16 protein-coding genes and 3 pseudogenes are annotated in these 18,510 nt (G+C 69.9%); 5 read left to right on the forward strand and 14 right to left on the reverse strand.

What is annotated here, in order from left to right; translation table 11 throughout:
* Nucleotides 1–22 precede the first annotated feature (22 nt).
* The 3 genes from drmD to ABZ919_RS02740 form a co-directional block, all read right to left on the reverse strand.
* Nucleotides 23–3,268 (reverse strand): DISARM system SNF2-like helicase DrmD, encoded by a 3,246-nt coding sequence (drmD, locus tag ABZ919_RS02730; RefSeq protein ID WP_361241683.1) that lies wholly within the window; start codon nucleotides 3,266–3,268, stop codon nucleotides 23–25.
* Nucleotides 3,269–3,411: 143 nt separating this feature from the next.
* The gene (locus ABZ919_RS02735) at nucleotides 3,412–4,674 is read right to left on the reverse strand and encodes a protein kinase (protein WP_361241685.1); all 1,263 of its coding nucleotides are present in this window, start codon (nucleotides 4,672–4,674) and stop codon (nucleotides 3,412–3,414) included.
* A 175-nt stretch (nucleotides 4,675–4,849) separates the two neighbouring features.
* Nucleotides 4,850–5,791, reverse strand: a complete 942-nt coding sequence (locus ABZ919_RS02740; protein WP_361241688.1) for a serine/threonine-protein kinase — start codon at nucleotides 5,789–5,791, stop codon at nucleotides 4,850–4,852.
* 143 nt (nucleotides 5,792–5,934) lie between these two features.
* Between ABZ919_RS02740 and ABZ919_RS02745 the strand changes: the two genes are divergently transcribed.
* Nucleotides 5,935–7,923, forward strand: a complete 1,989-nt coding sequence (locus ABZ919_RS02745; protein WP_361241691.1) for an N-6 DNA methylase — start codon at nucleotides 5,935–5,937, stop codon at nucleotides 7,921–7,923.
* Nucleotides 7,924–8,502: 579 nt separating this feature from the next.
* Complete coding sequence (locus tag ABZ919_RS02750; protein WP_311700782.1) at nucleotides 8,503–8,748, forward strand: Smr/MutS family protein; 246 nt, start codon at nucleotides 8,503–8,505, stop codon at nucleotides 8,746–8,748.
* 375 nt (nucleotides 8,749–9,123) lie between these two features.
* On the opposite strand, the pseudogene ABZ919_RS02755 reads toward ABZ919_RS02750, so the two are convergent.
* Nucleotides 9,124–9,630 (reverse strand): annotated as a pseudogene (locus tag ABZ919_RS02755) (transposase); the annotation flags it as partial.
* Between the two features lie 215 nt (nucleotides 9,631–9,845).
* Between ABZ919_RS02755 and ABZ919_RS02760 the strand changes: the two are divergent.
* Complete coding sequence (locus ABZ919_RS02760; RefSeq protein WP_236041762.1) at nucleotides 9,846–10,388, forward strand: nuclear transport factor 2 family protein; 543 nt, start codon at nucleotides 9,846–9,848, stop codon at nucleotides 10,386–10,388.
* 140 nt (nucleotides 10,389–10,528) lie between these two features.
* Here the strand turns inward: ABZ919_RS02760 and ABZ919_RS02765 are convergent, their stop codons facing one another.
* Nucleotides 10,529–10,966 carry a cupin domain-containing protein gene (locus ABZ919_RS02765; RefSeq protein WP_361241695.1) on the reverse strand — a complete coding sequence of 146 codons (438 nt, stop codon included), beginning with the start codon at nucleotides 10,964–10,966 and terminating at the stop codon, nucleotides 10,529–10,531.
* Nucleotides 10,967–11,374: 408 nt separating this feature from the next.
* Here ABZ919_RS02765 and ABZ919_RS02770 point away from each other — a divergent pair.
* Nucleotides 11,375–11,617, forward strand: a pseudogene (locus tag ABZ919_RS02770) (IS630 family transposase); the annotation flags it as partial.
* Between the two features lie 94 nt (nucleotides 11,618–11,711).
* On the opposite strand, the gene ABZ919_RS02775 reads toward ABZ919_RS02770, so the two are convergent.
* Complete coding sequence (locus tag ABZ919_RS02775; RefSeq protein ID WP_361241698.1) at nucleotides 11,712–12,644, reverse strand: LysR family transcriptional regulator; 933 nt, start codon at nucleotides 12,642–12,644, stop codon at nucleotides 11,712–11,714.
* Between the two features lie 71 nt (nucleotides 12,645–12,715).
* Here ABZ919_RS02775 and ABZ919_RS02780 point away from each other — a divergent pair, with 71 nt between their 5' ends.
* Entirely contained in the window at nucleotides 12,716–13,705 is a 990-nt protein-coding gene (locus ABZ919_RS02780) for a dihydrodipicolinate synthase family protein (protein WP_361241701.1), read from the forward strand.
* Between the two features lie 142 nt (nucleotides 13,706–13,847).
* On the opposite strand, the gene ABZ919_RS02785 is transcribed toward ABZ919_RS02780, so the two are convergent.
* The 8 genes and pseudogenes from ABZ919_RS02785 to ABZ919_RS02820 form a co-directional block, all read right to left on the reverse strand.
* Complete coding sequence (locus ABZ919_RS02785; RefSeq protein WP_361241704.1) at nucleotides 13,848–14,111, reverse strand: hypothetical protein; 264 nt, start codon at nucleotides 14,109–14,111, stop codon at nucleotides 13,848–13,850.
* 88 nt (nucleotides 14,112–14,199) lie between these two features.
* Nucleotides 14,200–14,466, reverse strand: coding sequence for a DUF4235 domain-containing protein (locus tag ABZ919_RS02790; protein ID WP_361241707.1), 267 nt, complete (start codon nucleotides 14,464–14,466; stop codon nucleotides 14,200–14,202).
* 5 nt (nucleotides 14,467–14,471) lie between these two features.
* Nucleotides 14,472–14,951: a DUF3618 domain-containing protein gene (locus tag ABZ919_RS02795; RefSeq protein ID WP_361241710.1), complete on the reverse strand. Its 480-nt coding sequence runs from the start codon at nucleotides 14,949–14,951 to the stop codon at nucleotides 14,472–14,474.
* A complete protein-coding gene (locus ABZ919_RS02800) occupies nucleotides 14,948–15,319 on the reverse strand; it encodes a phage holin family protein (protein ID WP_361241827.1) in 372 nt (123 codons plus the stop codon). Before ABZ919_RS02800 ends, ABZ919_RS02795 begins: the two co-directional genes overlap by 4 nt.
* Before the next feature lie 219 nt (nucleotides 15,320–15,538).
* A complete protein-coding gene (locus ABZ919_RS02805; protein WP_361241713.1) occupies nucleotides 15,539–16,048 on the reverse strand; it encodes a phosphatase PAP2 family protein in 510 nt (169 codons plus the stop codon).
* A gap of 94 nt (nucleotides 16,049–16,142) precedes the next feature.
* A pseudogene (locus tag ABZ919_RS02810) lies at nucleotides 16,143–16,358 on the reverse strand (ribonuclease BN); the annotation flags it as partial.
* Nucleotides 16,359–16,446: 88 nt separating this feature from the next.
* Complete coding sequence (locus ABZ919_RS02815) at nucleotides 16,447–16,734, reverse strand: STAS domain-containing protein (protein WP_361241716.1); 288 nt, start codon at nucleotides 16,732–16,734, stop codon at nucleotides 16,447–16,449.
* Nucleotides 16,735–16,849: 115 nt separating this feature from the next.
* The gene (locus ABZ919_RS02820) at nucleotides 16,850–18,073 is read right to left on the reverse strand and encodes a PP2C family protein-serine/threonine phosphatase (protein ID WP_361241719.1); all 1,224 of its coding nucleotides are present in this window, start codon (nucleotides 18,071–18,073) and stop codon (nucleotides 16,850–16,852) included.
* Nucleotides 18,074–18,510 lie beyond the last annotated feature (437 nt).

Raw genomic sequence — 18,510 nt, forward strand, 5'->3', positions numbered from 1 at the left:
CTGCTCGCGGCGGGGCGGGGGCTCATCGGCGGGCCTCCTTTGCGGGAACGACGAAGACGACGGCGGCGGGGAAGAGGTGGGAGCGGGGCTCGCGGTAGCGGGCAGCGATGGCGGCGAGTTCGCGCTCGCGCTCGGCGGGGAGGCCTTCGAGACGTTCGCGCCAGCGGCGGCGGTCGTCCTCGAACTGGCGGCGCTCGTGGCCGGTCAGCTCGTGGGTGGACAGCAGGGCGAGCTGTTCGCCGTCGCCGTCACCCTCCTCCCGGAGCTTGGCGCGCAGGGTGGCCTCGAAGCGGTCGAGGGTGGCGGTGATGCGGCGCTCCTCCTCGGCCCGGCGGTCGGCGAGCCGGCTCTCCAGCTGGCGGCCGAGTTCGGCGGCGCGGGCCTCCAGGGACCGGTAGAGCGGGTCGCGGAGCACCGGCCAGGCCTCGGTGAGTTCCTTGCGTAGGTGCGGGGCGGCCTCGGCGCCCTCGGTGAGTGCCTGGGAGAGGACCCGGCCCTGCTCGTTCACCGACTCCCAGCGGCGGAAGCGGCCGGTGTCGCCGAACCAGCCGCCCGCGTAGAGGACTTCCTCGTGCAGGCGGGTGCCGTCGGTGCCGACGAGGACGTAGCGGGCGTAGGCGGAGACCAGGGTGGTCGTCACCGCCGGGTCGTCGGTCACCACGGCGGTGACGCGGCTGAGGCCCACCGAGTCGGCGTTCCAGACGGCGGCGGTGAGCAGGCGCGTCGACAGGGCGACCAGGGGGTGCTTGAGGTGGCCGAGGACCACGTCGTCACCGGCCTGCGCGGCCACCACCGGGGAGAACGTGAGCGGGCGTTGCTCGCCCTCGCGGAGTTTGTGCGCGAGGCCGCGGGTGGCGCGCTCCCAGCTGCCGGAGAGGGGCTGCACCTCGAAGAGGTCGCCGGGCTCCAACTGCTCGGCGCGGAACGTGGAGGGCAGGAGGGGCGGCTGGTGGTCGAGCGCGAGGGCCGTGTCGACGACGCGCTTGACGTTGGCCGGGGTCAGGCCGAGGGCGGACACAGTGCCCTCGTACTGGTCGGCGAGCCGCTTGGTCTGGGCGGTGACGTTCTGCTCGGGCGCGACCTCGCCGCCGGTGCGGCGGCCCTTGATCGGCTTCGGCTTGGCGTTTTCGATGTCGACGGGCGCGGTGTCGCCGGTCATGCGGCGCTGTACGGCGTCGGCCAGGACGGCGTTGACGGAGCCGAGGTCGTGCTCCATGCGCGCGACCTTCTTGGCTACGCGGGAGAGGAACTCCAGGTCGGCCTCGTAGGAGCCGGCCTGGGCCTGCTGCCAGCCGGAGCCGATGAAGTGGGTGATCTCCGGGTCCCGCTTCTGGCCCCAGCGGTCGATGCGGCCGATGCGCTGTTCGAGCTTGTTGGGGTTGAAGGGTATGTCGTAGTTGATCAGGCGGTGGCAGTGGTTCTGCAGGTCGATGCCCTCGCCGGCGGCGTCGGTGGCGAGGAGGATACGCACGTTGCCCTCGGGCTGGGTGGGGTCGGCCTGGAAGCCGAGGCGGATGCGTTCGCGCTCCTCGGTGGACAGGCCGCCGTGGAGGCGTTCGACACGGCCGCCGTCGGTCAGTTGTTCCTGCTGGAGGAGGTCGTGGAGCCATTCCTGGGTGTCGCGGTACTCGGTGAAGACGACGACCCGCTCGTTCGTCCAGTGCTTGCCGTCGGACGTCCGGCATATCGCCTTGAGCGCGCGTATGAAGGCCTCCGCCTTGGAGTCGGGGGCGGCCTCGTGGGTGAGGGCCCAGCGCTCCATCTCCTGCAGCAGGTCCAGTTCCCGGCCGTCCTCGGCGGGCGTGAGCGAGGTGGAGCGGGTCAGCGCGTCGTCCTCGGCGTCGACGAGACCGGTGTCGTCCAGGTCGGCGACGAGGTCGGCGAACTCCTCCAGCCACTCGGGGACTTCGGCGGCGGCCGCACGTCCCTTCGTGGGGCCGGTGTCCTCCAGGTGGGAGAGGTAGACCTGGACGGTGTGCAGGAAGGCGGCCGGGGAGGAGAACAGGCGCTTCTTCAGCAACAGGGTCACCAGGTCGGCGGCGCGGCGCCCGCCCCGGGCCTTGGGCGTGAGCTTCCTGCGGCGCTGCTCGGCGAACTCCCCGAGCAGACCGTGGATCTCGCGCTCCAGGGGTGTGTAGTCGACGGGGAGTTCGCGGGTGCGGCGGGTGCGGAACCGGGGCGTGCCGTCGGCGTTGGTGACGGTGGACTTCAGACGCCGTACGACGGTGTCCCTCAGGGCTTCCTTGTCGGGGTCGACGCCGCGGGCGAAGCGCTGGTCGTCGATGAGTTCGAGCAGGGCGGTGTAGGACTCGGGGTAGCCGTTGTGCGGGGTGGCGGAGAGGAACAGCCGGTGCTCGAAGTGCGGGACGAGGCGCCGGATGAGCTTGGTCTGCTGGGAGTCGACGGCGTACACCTGCTTGGGCGCGGCGGGCGCGACGTGGTGGGCCTCGTCGAGGACGAGCAGGTCGAAGAACCGCTTGTGGTCACCGTCACCGCCCTCCTCGGGGGCGCCGATGACCTCGTCGAGCAGGCGCTGGGCCTTCTGGCCGCGCAGCCAGGGCAGGGAGACGATGGTGAGCGGGTGGACGCGGAAGGGGTTGGCCGCCGTGCCGTGGGTGCGGCGCAGGCGGGCGCAGTGCTCGGAGTCGACGATGGTGAACTCCAGGCCGAACTTCTCGGCCATCTCGTCGCGCCACTTGAGGGTCAGGCCGGCCGGACAGACGACCATGGCGCGGCGCGCCCGGCCGCGCAGCAGGAGTTCCTGCACGACGAGTCCGGCCTCGATGGTCTTGCCGAGGCCGACGTCGTCGGCGAGGAGGAGGTTGACGCGGGGTGCGCCGACCGCGCGCGACACCGGCTCCAGCTGGTACGGCTCGACGGCGACACCGGAACGGAAGGGCGCCTGGAGGGTCCTGGCGTCGGCGGAGGCGACGGCGGACCAGCGGACGGCGTCGAGGAACGCGGCGAGGCGGTTCGGGGAGTCGTAGGAGTCGGTGGAGGCGTCGGGGAGGGAGCCGGCGGGCAGCACCCGGCGGCCGGGCTCCACCTCCCAGATGACGGAGAGGGTGTCGCCGAACCGGCCGTCGGCGACGGACTGGAGGTGGACGAGGGTCGCGCCCCGACGGTCGTCGTCGCCGTCACCGGCTCGTGGAGAGGGCTCGACTCGGGCCACCACCCACGACTGTCCGCGGACCTCGACGAGATTGCCTTCCGTGGGGAGCTGTTCGGCCCCCGTCCGCTCGGTCGCACGCTGAACTGCCGACGTCATGGGCGCTGATCCCCTCGGTGTCTCCTGTGCCGTCCGTAGACCGTGATCTGTCTCCCCACCGGAACGGCGCGACGGAGCGTAACACGATCCGTCAACTGTGAACAGAGCTCACAAAGTTGAGTTGCGGCTGAAATGCGGCCGCTTCAGCCCAACCGCCGCAACCGCTCCAGCAGTGCCCGGCTGCGCCCGTGCCCGGCGCCGGCAGCGGGCAGGACCGCGTCCTCCTCGTCGGCCAGGCGCCGCAGCAGTTCCTCGGCGACATGTCTTTCTCCGGTGCGGATCAGCAGTACGGCGATCTCGTAGCGGGTGTCCAGCACCGCGGGATGGCCCGGTCCGAGCAGGCTGCGCTGTTCGGCGAGGACCGACTTCAGCTCGTCCAGGGCCTCCCGGGTGCGGCCGAGCGCGCCCACGCACAGGGCGGCTCCGGTCCGCGCGGCGAGCGTGCCCGCGCGGTCGAGGCCGGGGGCGGCCATCAGTTCCCGGTACTCCTCGAGGGCATGAGCCGGGCGGCCGGCGCGGCGCAGGGCCTCGATCTCGGCCAGACGTGGATGAGGGGGCGCCGACTCGGCAGCACAAGCCGGCCGGGGCGCCCAGGCGGTGAGCAGGGCCGCCACCTCGGCGGCCGAGCCGGGCCGGTCCTGCGGCCTCTTCTCCAGTAGACGCTCGACCAGGGTCCGCAGGCCGTCGGGCACGTCGGGGCGGCGGTCGGCGAGCGGCGGGGCGGGTTCGTTGGCGTGCCGGTGGTACAGCATGAAGGGGCTGCCGTCGGTGAACGGCGGTGCGCCGGCCAGGAGCTCGTACAGGACACAGCCCAGCGAGTAGAGGTCGCTCGCGGGCACCGTGCGGCCCACGGCCTGTTCGGGCGCCATATAGACGACCGTGCCTGGGGTGGCGTTGGAGGCGGTGAAGTGCGTCTCGCCGGACTGCGGTTCCAGGGCCGCGGCCACGCCGAAGTCCAGGACTTTGATGTCTCCGTCCGGGGTGACCATCAGGTTCGACGGTTTGAGGTCGCGGTGCACGACGCCCTGACCGTGGGCGTAGGAGAGCACTTCGGCGGTGCGACGGGCGACGTCCGCCGCCCGCTCGATGCCGAGCGGTCCGTCGTTCTTGAGGACGGCGTCCAGGGCTCGGCCGGGGACGAGGTCCATGACCAGGTAGAGCTCGCCTTCGTGGTTGCCGTGGTCGTGGACGGCGGGGACACCCGGGTGGCGCATGCGGCTGGTCAGGCGGATCTCGCGCAGGAAGCGGCGTTCCAGTGTGCTGGGTTCGGCACCACGGCCGCGGGTGGCCAGGAGCTTGACGGCCACGTCACGGTGATGGTCCCGGTCGTGCGCCGCCCAGACGACGCCCATGCCGCCCCGGCCCAGTTCGTGCGTGAGCTCGTACCGCCCAAGGCTTCGCCCCATCGCGCCCCGTCCCCAGTCCCGGCGCTCCCCGCGCCCGCCGCCTCTCGGCAGCCGGGGACGTCACGGCACCCGGCCGACGCGATCATTGTGGCACCGGCTCACGGCACTTCCAGCCTATGGGTACCCAGAAAGATGATTTCTACAACCACCCCCGGAGCGGCCAGGAAGGCACACCTCACAGCGGCATCGGGCCCTGCGGAACCAGGAACGGCCGCCGGGGATCCTCGGGTACGGTGCGCCTGACGGCCAACTCGGGTCGCGGCTGCGGCAGGTGGGGCGCGAGAGCCGCGTAGACCTCAGCCGCGGAGGACGGGCGGTCCTCGGGCCGTTTGGCGAGCAGGGCCGTGAGCAGGTTCTGCAGGTCGCCGGGCACGGCCACCCCGGAGTCGGCGACGAGGGGCGGGGGCGAGGCGAGATGGTGGGAGGACAAGAGGGCGGGCTGATGGGTGGGGAAGGGAGTCTCGCCCGTCAGCATGTGGTGCAGCAGGCAGCCCACGGCATACAGGTCGCTGCGGCCGTCGAGCTGGTCCCGCCCCGCCAGCAGCTCGGGTGAGGCGCAGAAGAGGTTGCCGATGCCCTCGCCGGTCGCCGTCAGCCGCGGATCCGTGTCCCTGAGCAGCTTGACCAGCCCGAAGTCCAGGATCTTCACGACGCCGTCCCGCCGGATCATGATGTTCTGCGTCTTCAGGTCCCGGTGGACGAGGTCGGCGGCATGGACCGCCGACAGTCCCGCGCAGAGCTGGGCCGCGACGGCGACCGCCGAGGCGAGGTCGAACCGCCCGTCCTCCTGCTGGTCGAAGAGGTACTCGAGAGTGGTGCCTTCGATCAGTTCCATCACCAGGCAGCAGGTGTCGTCCGTGAGCGATGCGTCGAAGACAGTGGCGACGTTCGCATGGTCCAGGCGTGCGGCCGCCCGCGTCTCCCTGCCGAACCGGGTCAGGGCCGCGTCGCGGCTGCTCGCCACGGCCATCAGTTCCGTTGCCACGGTCTTGACCGCGACGGGCCGGCCGAGGGGCAGGTCCCGCCCCTGCCACACCTGCCCCATCACACCTCGGCCCAGAACCGACTCCAGCCGATAGCGGCCGCCGAGCACCATTCCCGGCGTGAGACCCGGCATCTTCCCCGACCTCCACATCTCCCACACATCACGGCGGAACGTAAAATCTGTGAACAGAGTCAATGAGCGTAGTAGCCTTTCTTGTCATCGGTTGCTGGGGAGCCGACCACCCGCCAGCCACCAAGTACCTCGGAGACTGATCGATGAGTACCCCCGACGTCGTACCCGTCAGCCTGGCCGAGATCGCCCGGATCGCCGGCGTCGGGCGAGCCGCTGTGAGCAACTGGCGCCGGCGCCACGACTCCTTCCCCACACGGATCGGGGGCACCGACGTCAGCCCGCAGTTCTCGCTCGCCGAGGTCGAGCAGTGGCTGCGCGACAACGGGAAGCTGAGGGATGTCGGCGGCAAAGAACTCCTGTGGCCACGCTTCGAGTTGCTCGGCAGCCGGAACGAGTCGGGGCTGGCCGTGGCCGAGGCCGCCCGCCGCATGCGTTCGTCCAGGGCACGGATCTCCCATGCCGAGCTCTCTCCGCAGGCTCGTGAGCTGGTGGCCGAGGCTGCGAAGCTGGGGCGGGCTGAGGGGCCGCGCGCCACCTTCGAGTTCCTGCTGCAACGGTGGCTGGAAACCCATGTCCGACAGCTCAGCACCACACCACCACCACTCGCCACGCTGATGACCCGGATCGCCCTCACCGCCCGTCTCGGTCCGCAGGATGGCGGACTGACCGTCCTGGATCCAGCGTGCGGCACGGGGCACCTGGCGGCAGCTGCCGCTCAGGAGTACGACGGCCCGGGCCTCGAGTTGCTCGCGTGCGAGCGGGATCCGGCGCTGGCCGCGCTGGCGTCCGCCCGGCTCGGCTTCGTCGCGGACGACCGTCCCGTCCGTACGCGGATCGCCACGGCCGACGCGCTGCGGGAGGACCCCTTCACCGGGGCCACGGCCGACATCGCACTATGCAACCCGCCGTTCAATGAACGGGACTGGGGATACGAGGAACTCGCCACCGACCAGCGCTGGACCCATGGGCTGCCCCCGCGGACCGAGCCCGAACTGGCCTGGGTGCAGCACCTCCTCTCCCACCTCAAGCCCGGCGGAGTCGCCGTGGTGGTCCTCCCACCCGCCGTGGCGTCACGCAAGGCGGGTCGGCGTATTCGTGGGTCGCTGCTGCGCACCGGAACACTTCGGGCGGTGGTGTCCCTGCCTCCGGGCAGTGCCCAGCCCCACAGCGTGTCACTGCAGTTGTGGGTCCTGCGAGCAGCGGCGGACGGCGGCCCTGCCGCCCCTCCTCCGAGCCAGGACGCCCTCCTGGTGGACGCCACGGGCTTCGCACGACCGGGAACGCGCGAGCCGAGCCCGGACTGGGACGCTCTCGGTTCCTTCGTCCTCACCGCGCTGGCGACCCTAGACCATTCCGGTCAAGAGCCGCCGGAGAGCGCTGTGCGCGTTCCCTTGCTCGACCTTCTGGACGACGAGGTGGACGTCACCCCGGGACGCTACACCGCGTCGGCGTCCGAACCGTCGTCGAAAGAACTTGCCAACCAGTGGAGCGAGTTCGGGTCGCTGCTGATCGATCTGGCCGATCAGGCACAACATCTGTCCGTACTCGACGTCGAGACCGGCACCCAGCAGACCACGACGACAGTGGGAGACCTGGTCAAGGCCGGCGTGCTGACGCTGCGCGCCGGTCAGCAGCCTCCGGAGAAGCCGGCACCTGTCAGCGGGAACGCCGTACCGCTCCTCACCATCGCCGATCTGCTGGTCGACGGTGCGCCCAGCGGGCTGCTGGCCACCCAATCGGCCCACACCATTGCCGAAAAGGGCGATGTAGTGGTCGCTGGAGTGATCAGGGCCTTCAAGGCGTGGGTGCATGAGGGCGCACCGATGGCTCTCGGCCCGCAGCTCTACACCCTGCGGGTGGACTCGGAGAAGCTCGATCCCCACTTCCTCGCCGGCTGTCTGCGCGCTCCGGCCAACGGGCGCCAGGCAGGCACCCACGCTTCCAGTTCCTCCCGAGTCGACATCCGGCGGTTGCAGGTACTCCAGCTTCCCCTGGAGAAGCAGATGGTGTACGCGGATACGTTTCGTCGCCTCAGGGCCTTCGAGGCGCTCGTCGCAAGAGCCGAGCGTTCAGGTAAGGGGTTGGTGAGCGACATGAGCGATCGCCTTGCGGCAGGTGGACTGGCTACCTGACCCTTACCGGCCCGTCGGGCCCGGGTCAGCGATCACCGGTGACGACCATGCGGTTGTCGATCCGGAACCCCCCAGCGGCCGCAGCGACGCGGCGCTGCTGCCTCGGGGCCACGACTGCACGGGAAGTCCTCGTCACCGAGTCATGGCGAAGGTCACGGCGGCGAGTGCCGGCCGAGCGCGTACAGCGGCATCTGTGCGGCAGGTCGTACGGGTCGACGCACCGCGGACGTGGAACCCTGGGCGTTGCCAACCCAGCGGTCGGGGCACGAGAGCCAGCCTCGGTACAGCCGCACTCGCCCGCGGGCCAGAGCCTCGCCCAGCCCGGCGTACGCCGGTCAGAACAGCGTTCCTGCGCACTTCGGCTTGTGCCTGACCAAGCCCTGTCGATACGGCTACGTCGGGCTGTCCCTGTCGCGGCTGCCGCAGGTTCACCCGCACGCCGACACGCCTCCGGCGGTACCACCAGAAGTCCGCAGCCACCAGTGTGGGACGGGGCGGGGAGGACGACGTACGCTGCCACTGCACGGCCCATGGGGACCCGGCGTCGGCCGGTGACCGAGCGCATCGGAGGCGATTGTCCTGCTCACGTTGGATCTGCACCCGATCTTCCGCAACAACCGCGACATCGACGTCGCGCTGCGCCAGACCCTGTTCAAGGCCGCCGCTACTGGGGTCGACGTCGTGCAGATCATCCCGGGCAAGGGGACGGGCCAGCTGAAGAAACGGGTGCTGGCCCTGCTGGCACAGAAGCACATCAAGAAGCTCTACGTCCGCGTGGAGACCGACGCGACCAACGCCGGCCGGGTCCTGGTCCACCTTCGATGACTCCGCGGCCGACGCGACGGGCACCATGCGTCGGTGGAACCTGCACCTACCGAGATGTCATCCACGCGGCTCAGGGGCTTGTTCGGTCAGGTCGCGCTCGCCGACGACTCCGATGTCTTCACGTGTGCAGACGCGGACGGCATCATCATCGGTCGTGTTGCTGCTCCAGATCATCCCCGCAGCCGAGGATCACTTGCCACGGCAGACGGGCGCCCGTGCCGCACGGCCCCCTCGGCCGTAGTACAAGCTTGCTCAGTAGCTGACGATGACGACGATGTTCGTCAGCCACAGGAGCGTGAGGACGGCGAGGACCGAACGGTTGAACCTCGGGACCGTCGCCGTGCCACAGCGGCGACCTCTTCGGCCGTCCTTCCTTCAGGGCGCGGGTGATCCCGCCATCGGCCTGTTCCTACCCAGATCGCCACCAGGGTCAAGACGATGTAGACCGTCCATTCGCCCAGTCGGTACGGCGTCACTTGTGGGCTCCTCGTGTTGGCGCGGCGGAGAGCCTAGCGCGGCAGCGGGAGACCACATCGTCCGGGGCGGGTATGTGGTCCCGGGGCCGTCTCTGGACCGTGGAAGGGCTCTCAACGATGACCCGCGTCGGCAACGGCCGACAAGAAGCCCCTTTTCCTCGGCGACGGCCTTCTCCAGCGTCTCCAGCAGTTCCGGGTCTGGCATCATCCCGGCGGCGTGGTGGCGGGCCCGGGCAGACGTGGAGTCCACGCTCACCAGCCCGAGTTCCGCCTGCCCCCGGGCGGCGGCCTCAGCGATCACCGCTTCCATCAGCGCCTGGAAGACCCCCGCACCGGCCCACAGGTGGAACCGCCTGTAGACGGTGGACCAGGACCCGTATTGCTGGGGCATGTCCCGCCACGGACTGCCCGTACGGAACCGTCCGTGAGATCACCCCGAGCCATCCCGCCTGTCTGCCGCCCCGGATCCAGCCAGGGCAGCAGAACGTCCAGACTCGTGATCCGAACTCGGTAAACGCCAAAGAGTGCGCGCGGACCCAGACCTGCCTATCCTGATTCTGCGCTGTCTTCCTCGCGTCCAGAAGAAGGGGATGCGGCGCAATGGGCCTGTCAGGAGCGGGCATGGCTGATCGCGCAACGATGGAGCGTATCTGGGAAGCCCACACCGCCGGCGAGTTCGTGGCGCAGGACGTGGAGGCCACGATGGCCACGATGGACGACGACCCCATCGTCGTCCATGTGCCGACCGCCATGGGCGGTAGTGGGTACGACGGCGTCAAGGACTTCTACGCACGCTGGTTCATTGGACGGAACCCGGACGATTTCACTGTGCGTTCGATATCCCGCACGGTGGGAGACGACAGTCTCGTAGACGAAATGATCGTGTCGTTCACCCACGACATCGAGGTGCCCTGGATTCTGCCTGGATTGGCACCCACCGGGCAGCAGGTCCGTATACCCGTCATCGCCGTCGTGGACTTCCGAGGCCCGCGTGTGCGGAGCGAGCGCATCTACTGGGATCAAACGGCGGTGCTCGCGCAGACGCAGTTGCTGAACGACGACATCGTCCGGCGCCTGCCCGTGGTCACCACACCGTTGGACGTACTGGACGGCAGGGTCCCCCTCAACCAGCTGACGTCGCCCCGCCTCGATGTCGAACCGTGAAGGTCAATCCCCTCGAACCCGGAACCGGTCGTAGATCGTAGCTGCGCAGGTCAGGGATCGGCCCACGTTCGCCCGACAGCAGATGCGGCTCGGTCAACTCCCATCGGCATCAGTCACATCACCACGTGTGATCTCGCGGGTCAGTATTCGGAGGGACGCGGGGCGCGCAGGTGCGCCCGTTCCTTCAGCTCCTTTTCGTCGACCAGCGTGAGCATCGGTTGACCCGGCGCGCACACCATGATCACCACGAACTTGGTCGGTGCGTCCGACAGAGCGTTGCCGTCCTGGTAGTGGATCACGTCACCGCCTGGCTCCCAGAACGTCTTACCGGCCTCGACCACACGCTCCGGCTCACCCTCGAGCTCGAACCGGAGCGCGCCCTCCATCACGTAGCCGAACGACGGGCCCGAGTGGCGATGTGGAGGGAGCCCGGGGTGACCGGGAGGCCACTCGACGAGGATGGTCATTCCCGAACCACCTTCGGGAAAGAAGGGCGGAGTGACTTCCTGCAGCAACTTGACTTCGGGCGGCAAGGAGACCTCGTGGGCGCTCCCGTGCTCTGGGTTCTTCGCCGACATGCACCACACCTCCGTAAGCCCGCCCGGAATGGGCGATCTCGCATCGGCCACCGCATTCCGGACCGGTATACCGACTCACTCGTTCGGCGGTGACCAAGTCGCCGGATCCCGGCTCACACAACTCGCTTCGCGATGAAGACAAGCCACAGGCCGCATCCATGACAGGCGGCATCCGTGACAGGCCGCATCCGTGACAGGCCGTATGGCTTCTGCTTCGCCCGAACGGTCTCGACACCACCCTGCCTCCCGTCGGCGGCCGCCACAATCCGGGAGCCAGCGGCATCGAGACCGCACAGCGCCATGTCATCGGCGGGCATCTAGCGCCGTATCAGGCAGCGTCTGCTCTGTTGCGATCTGACGCACCGCTCGGGTGCTGGCGCAGGCAATGTGTCACCATGAGCCTGTCCGGTGGCAGAACATGTACCGGTTCGTGAGATCGATGACGATGAAGGCCGGAGGTTGCTGCGGATCATCCGCACAGGCACCGGCTCGGTCGTGACGTGGCGGCGGGCCCAGAGATACAAGGGCGGTCGTTCGAGGACTCTTACGCTGCCCGAGCGGCACGAGGTCAAGAAGATCGCCAAGTCCGAGCCGGCCGAGCACGGCCCGCCGTTCCCGACCTGGAGCCTGGCCAAGCCGGCCGACTTTGTCCGGTCCGCTCAACCTCCAGCCGCACCCGGCAGGCAGTGGGCCGAACGCGGCGGCAAGCAAGTCGTCAACAGGGCAAACGTTGCCTGATACGGCGCTAGGAAGCACCGCCTGTGGGGCCCACCGCTGTTCGCGCCGCCGCCACGAATGCTGCGATCGCCGGGTGCGTGCCGCCGCCCGCGCGGAAGGCGACCTTCGAGCGACGGAAGAGGGGCAGCCGGGTCAGGACCACGCCCTCGGGGGCGTGTGCGGTGGCCATCTCCGGTACGAATCCGGCACCTTGCCCGATGGCGGCCAGTGCCAGGACCGTACGGAAGTCGTTGACCTGGTGGCGGATGCGCGGCTGGAATCCGGCCGTCTGACAGGCACGTACGGCCATCGCGTGACCGGTCGTACCGTCTCGAGCCGTGATCCATGGGGATGCGGCCCACGGTCCCAGAAGCTCCGCCAGCGTGTCGCCGCAGGCGGCAGGACCGGTAGCGAGAGCGCTGTCGGTGGGGCCGCCCGTGGCCAGGTACACCGGCTCCTCCAACAGGGGCACCTGGTCGACCGTGGTGTCCGGTGACGCGGGCACGAAGTCGTAGTCGTGGACGAGGGCCACGTCGAGTTCGCCGGCGCGCAGGCCGTCGGAGACCCGCGCCGAGTCGATCTCCTGCACCATCGGCTCCAGCTCGGGATGGCGCCGGGCAAGTTCGGCCAGCGTGGCGGGCACGATCGCGGGGCCGCCAGAGGGAAACGTCCCGATCCGCAGCGGCCCGCCGATGCCCTCGCGCGCCCCGGCCAGCTCGGAGACCGCCAGTTCGAGGCGTTCGAGGACCGCGTCAGCGTGGGTGACGAGGGTGCGGCCTGCGGGCGTCAGCACCACCCGTCTGCCACTTCGTTCCAGCAAGGGCACGCCCGCCTCGCGCTCAAGCACGCCCAGCTGCTGGGAGACGGCCGAGGCAGTGAAACTCAAAGCCTCGGCCACGGCCGCGATGGTCCCGCGCCGGTCCAGTTCGCGCAGGAGGTGGAGACGCCGGACATCAAGCATAAGGTGAGCTTACGCATAAGCGAAGAAACATGAACTGGATCTACTGGGTTTGCGTCGGTCAGGCTGAGCGAATGAAGCCCGAAGCAAACCTCACCGGCCTGTTTGTCCCCTTGGTGACCCCGTTCACCGACGACCTGCGCCTTGCCCCGGACGCGCTCGCCTTGCTCGCCGATGAGGCGCTGTCAGTCGGCGGAGCGCGCGGGCTCGTTGCCCTGGGCACCACCGCGGAGGCGGCCACGCTGACCACCGAGGAGAAGCAGGCCGTGGTCCGCATCTGCTCGGCCGCCTGCCGGGCACACGGAGCTCCGCTGATCGTCGGCGTCGGCACCAACGACACCGCCTCCGCCATCAAGACGCTGCGAGAGCTCGCCCAGAGCGGTGACGTGACCGCGGCGCTGGTTCCCGCGCCGCCCTACACCCGGCCCGGTGAGGCGGGAACGCTGGCACACTTCACGGCACTCGCCGAATACGGGGGCCTGCCGCTGGTCGTCTATGACATCCCGTACCGCACCGCTCAGCCCCTCAGCACCAGAACCCTGAACGCGCTCGGGCACCTACCGGAGGTCGTCGGGGTCAAGTACGCGACTGGCGCGATCGACGCAGCCGCGATGGAGCTGCTCGGCTCGTCGGCACCGGGCTTCGCGGTGCTCGGCGGCGATGACGCCGTCATCTCGCCGCTGCTCGCGGCGGGCGCCCACGGCGGCATCCTGGCGTCGGCCAACGTCCGCACCGCTGACTTCGCCGAGCTGATCTCGCTGTGGCAGCGCGACGCTGCCGGACCGGCCCGCAAGCTGGGAACCGAGCTGGCCCGGCTGTCCGCCGCGCTCTTCGCCGAGCCGAACCCGACCGTCATCAAGGGGGTGTTGCACGCCCAGGGCCGCATCCCCAGCCCGGCCGTCCGGCTGCCGCTGCTGGCCGCCTCCGCCGATTCGGTCCGGCGAGCGGCGGACCTGGCCACCACCCGGACCCACCAAGCCCACCAAGAGACCGCAGTCGGGCCGCGGTGGTCGGCGCGCGCGACGGGGCGAGCATGTCGCCGTAGCGGGCGGCGTGGAGGATGATGCCTTCGACACCTTGTCCTGCCTCCCAGGCGTCCGCAGAAAGCGGGCTCAATGCGGAACCTGGGCTCATGCGTGAGGCTGCAGCCGATCGCCAGATCCGCGTACTTGCGCTGGGGCATCGCCGACTGCGTCCAAGGGCGGGTCACTCGGGTGGGTCGGCGCGTGTTTGGAGCTGCTGCCAGCAGTGGTGGACGTGCTGTTCAGCCTCTCGCACGGCGCAGGAGGCGGCATTCGAGAGCGCGGCCACGGTCTTTTCGGCGCTAGGTGACGTGTGACCGCGGATCGGGTGGGCCAGGCCGGTGACGCGTCCTCGGACGCCCTGGTGGACGACGGCTGCCCGGGCGACCAGGATTGCGGCGACGACTGCTGCAGCGGTCAGCGCGACAGCTGCCTGCTGATCAGACACGGCGGTGAGGGGTCCTTCGTACGGGTACCGATCGGCAGGCGGGAAGCCGGTATTGGTGTCCTACCGGCTTCCCGCCTCCTCATGCGCGTCAGCCGGGCCAAGTTCCGGTCAGGCGGCGGACGGCGGTGGCGCCGGCGCGGTCGACGGCCGCTTTGACTCCGGCGAAGAGCGCGCCTTGGAGCGTGGCGGCGAGCAATACCTCGCCCCAGGAGCGCTCTTCGTCGGTGGCGTCCGGGGCGTCCTCGTCGTGGCCGAGCATCTTCCACGTCTGCTTGAACAGCGCTCCCGCGGCCATGCCGCTTACGGCGCCGAGCGCGAGGCCGACCGGCTTGTAGGCGATCTTCGACGCCTTCACCCGGTTCACCCCTTCCGGCGGCGGCAGGCCAGCCACACCACCACCGCACCCGCTGCCGCCAGCAGCACCTTGCGGTTGTCACGCGCCAGCTGCGCCCCCCGGGCAGCCTTCTCCCTTGCCGGCTCGGGTGCCTTCTCCTGCCACAGCTGACCGGCCTGGGCCGCCGTGGCCCGGGCCTGTCCGGCGGCCTGGGCGGCCTTGTCCTTGACCGGGTCGGGCAGCCGGTCCTGTGCCTGGTGGGCCAGGTCGGCGGCCTTCGCCTTCAGTTCCCCGGCCTTGAGGGCGGCCTGCTCCTTCAGCTCGCTGGCTTTCGCTGCAGCCTGTTCCTTGACCTCGGCGGCCTTCTCCTGGGCGCGCGCCTTGACGTCGGTCTTCGCTGCGAGCGCCTCGACCGTCTCTCCAAGCTCGGCCCGGGTCTCCTCGACCTGCTCGCGCAGTTCCTCGGGGCTGGAGGCGGTGGGTTCGTCGTGAGGCGGCTGGGTCATCGGTGTGCGCTCTCCTTGATCTCGGCCACGTCGGCCTTCACGTTCTCGACCGTCTGCTGGGGCGTGGGCGGCGCGGCCTGGTCTACCTGCTTCTTTCCACTCATGGCCATCACCGCGGCGATCACACCCAGCACCGCTGTGACGATCAGCCCAGCTGCCCACACCGGAAGCGCCACCGCCAGTGCGGCGATCACGGTGGCGACCAGCGCCTGCGCCATCAGGAAGCCGACAACGCCGGCGCCGCCGAACAGGCCGCCGCCCTTGCCATAGCGCTTGCCCTTCTCCTTCATCTCCGCCTGCGCCAGGCGCAGTTCGCCGCGCACCAGCTCGGTCAGCTGCTGCGAGGCCCGCTGCACCAGCTCGCCCACCGGCTCCTGGCCCAAGCGATCCGCGCTGGGGCCGGCATGGTGCGGTTGCGTGCTCGACACCACGGCCACCTCCTGTCCCTCTGAAGTTTCTGCAGGCCGCGCGTCATGCGCCCGACCATCCGATGAGGGCGCGAGTACCCCGAGCAGGCGAGTTCAGGACAGGCTTGTGGCGAGGTGTCTGCCTGCTCTCGCCAGTCCGCCCGGCTCTCCCTCGACCTGCTAAGGCCAGTGGCGCAGGATCAGGCGCGGAGCGCGCCGGCTGAGCCAGGCGCTGGCCAGGCCGATGGCGGCGCCGGTGACCACGTCGCTGGGGTAGTGGGCGCCGCTCTGCACCCGCTCGAGCGCCACCATGGCAGCCGGCACCGCGCATAGTGCGCCGGCGGCAGGCCAAGCGGTCACCACGGCGGCGGTGAAGGCCACCGCGGCGGCGGTGTGCCCGGAGGGGAAGGAGGAGGAGTCGGGGCGGTCGTCGACCTCGTCGTGGGGAAACCACTCCTTGGGCGGTCGGGGACGGTCGGCCACCTGCTTGCACACGCCGTTCGAGATCAGCTGGGCGACGACCAGGGCGGCCAGGCCGGTGGCCGCTGCTTTGCGGCCGCGCCACCCGCCCAGCCCCGCCATCGCGGCCGCGGCGCCGCACCACAGCTTCGTGCTCTCCGCGGTCTCCTCCGCCACCGAGAGCACCTTGCCGACTCGGGGCGGGATGCGGGAGGCCGCCTGCTTGGTCAACGACCGATCAGCATCACGCAACCCTGCCAAAAGCCTCATGGAGAGCAGATATCCCGCAGGTCATCGACCTATGCCCAAGATCGTCGGGTGGCAGTCAGACCTCCCCCGGCCGACGTCGGTCGTCCTCGTCCCATTTCCGGGTGCCGCGAGGCTGCGTGTACGGCGCGGTGTCCGGTGGCAGGCCGCCCGCGATGGCCCGCTGGCGTACGGTCTCGGCGTCGAACTCCAGACCCAGTAGGACGGCCAGGTTGGTGATCCACAGCCGGACGAGGAATACGATGACGCCGGCCATGGTGCCGTGGGTCTTGTTTGTAGGAGGCGAACCATGCGCCCTCGGGTGCCTCCACACTCGCACCGCTACTCGCATGACACGCGCCGGGCAACGGTTCCTCGCCCGGTCAATGCGGTGCGGCTTCCGGGGAGGGGTAGCTGTCGAGGACCTGGTCGACGCCGGTCAGTTGCAGCATCTTCCGCACCGGCTGGCTGGGGGCGATCAGTGCGAGGCGGGCGCCGGTGCTGCGGGCCGTGCGGTATGCGGTGATCAGACAGGTGAGCCCGGTGGAGTCGAGGAAGGTGACGCCGGACAGGTCCACCAGCACCGTGTGAGGGTCGCGGTCCAGCAGCGGTTGCAGTGCGTCAGCGAGGTGGTGGGCGGTGTGCAGGTCCAGATGACCCGTGACGGTCACAAGACGACGGCCAGGGGCTGCGGTATGCACTTGTACGTCCACAGGGTCGGCATGTCGCTTCTCGGGAGCGGGCGGGCCGGTGCTCACGTGATCCTCCTGCCGGGGCTGGTGTGACTCATGGGGTCAGCTCGTCCTGGTGGCCGCCGCGCCACTCGGTGAGCAGAACGGTGGCGTCGTCGGCGAGGCGCCCGTCGTTGTGGTCCATGACCGCGGCCATGAGCCGGCGCAGGGTTTCGTGCAGGGTGTGCCGCCCCGCGTGGTGGCGGCGGATGAAGCCGACGAACCGGTCCCGGCCGAACTCGTCACCGCGGGCGTCACGGGCCTCGATGATCCCGTCGGTGTAGAACAGCAGGCGGTCACCGGGTTGCAACTGCTCGGTGCGCTCGGTCACCGACAGGCCCAGATCGGCCCCCATGGGGCCGGCCGGCGGGCAGGCCAGCTCGGTCGTCCAGCGGTTGTCGCGGATGAGGATGGGCAGGGGGTGACCGCGGTTGATCCAGGCCAGCCGCCCGCTTGCCATGTCGAGGTCGGCCAGGATGCCGGTGACGTAGCGGCTGGTGCTGAACTGCCGGAGCAGCGCCTGTTCCACATGCTCGCTGGTCTGGGCCAGGGACGCGCCCTGGCGGCGGGCATTGCGGCAGGCGGCGACGGCGACGTTCGCCGTGATACCGGCCGTGGTGTCGTGGCCCATGGCGTCGAAGACGCTCAGATGCAGCGTGGTGCCGGCGACGGCGTAGTCGAAGGCGTCGCCGCCCATCTGATAGGCCGGCTCCATCACCGCACCCACCGTGACCCCGCATCCGGCGTAGGCGGGAGGCGGGGTGAGGTTCCACTCCATCTCGGCGGCGACGTTCATCGCCTCGGTGCGCACCAGCCGGGCGTAGGAGTCGCTGAAGGAACGCTTGCTGAGCAGCACGAGTGCCGTCATCGACGCCAGATCGCGCAAGATGTCACGGGTCGGCTCGTCGTCGGTGTCGCTGTCGGCCCGCACCACGCCCAGACGCTCCACGCCGTCGGTGACGGCCACCCACCACCGCCGACGCCCGCTCGGCATCCTGTCCGACGACGACTCGGCGAGGATGTCCACACGCTGGTACGCCTGGCCGGGCAAGCTGCCCTGGACGGTGAACTCCTCACCTCCGCCGGCGGCGTCACCTCCCTTGCCGGTGAGCCGACGCAGCACCGTCTCCCGGATGTCGACGACGAAGACGGCCACGTCGTACAGCCCGGCTTCGGCAGCGTGCTCGGCGACCAGGTCAGGAAGCTGCTCCAGCGTGACCGTATGGCTGGCCTGGACCATCCGTACCAGTGCCAGAGCGGCCGCCGCCCTGTCAACCACAGCGCATCCCGTCACTTCGCCGGCAGGATCCGACCGAAACGATATCGAGGTGCACCGGACCACGTCGCATCGCCGACTCCTTCCGGCCCTCGTGCAAACAGTGATCATTTACCGGGACGACGCTGACCGTCGCTGTGTTCGAGCCCCGATGAGGCAGGCCCCGGGCACTGTTCCTGAGATGCGGCAACCACCGGCCATTCCTAGCGTGCCTTACTCGAGCCGTCCGGGCAGCGCGCCGACCCGCCCAGCTTCAGGCAGGGTGACGAGGCGCAGCGCGAGAGTCCGAGCCGCTCAGGTGCGGGGCCGCGAACACGCTCCGCCCCGGAGTGCCGCCACGGGTGCGTGCGCTGAGTCGCGGGTGAAGCGCTCGACGCTTGGCGCATCGATGCTTCCACCACCTGCCCCACCCTGCCGCTGAGGCCGGTCAGGAAAGGAGT

It is taken from the genome of Streptomyces sp. NPDC046759, assembly GCF_040645475.1.
Taxonomy (GTDB): domain Bacteria; phylum Actinomycetota; class Actinomycetes; order Streptomycetales; family Streptomycetaceae; genus Streptomyces.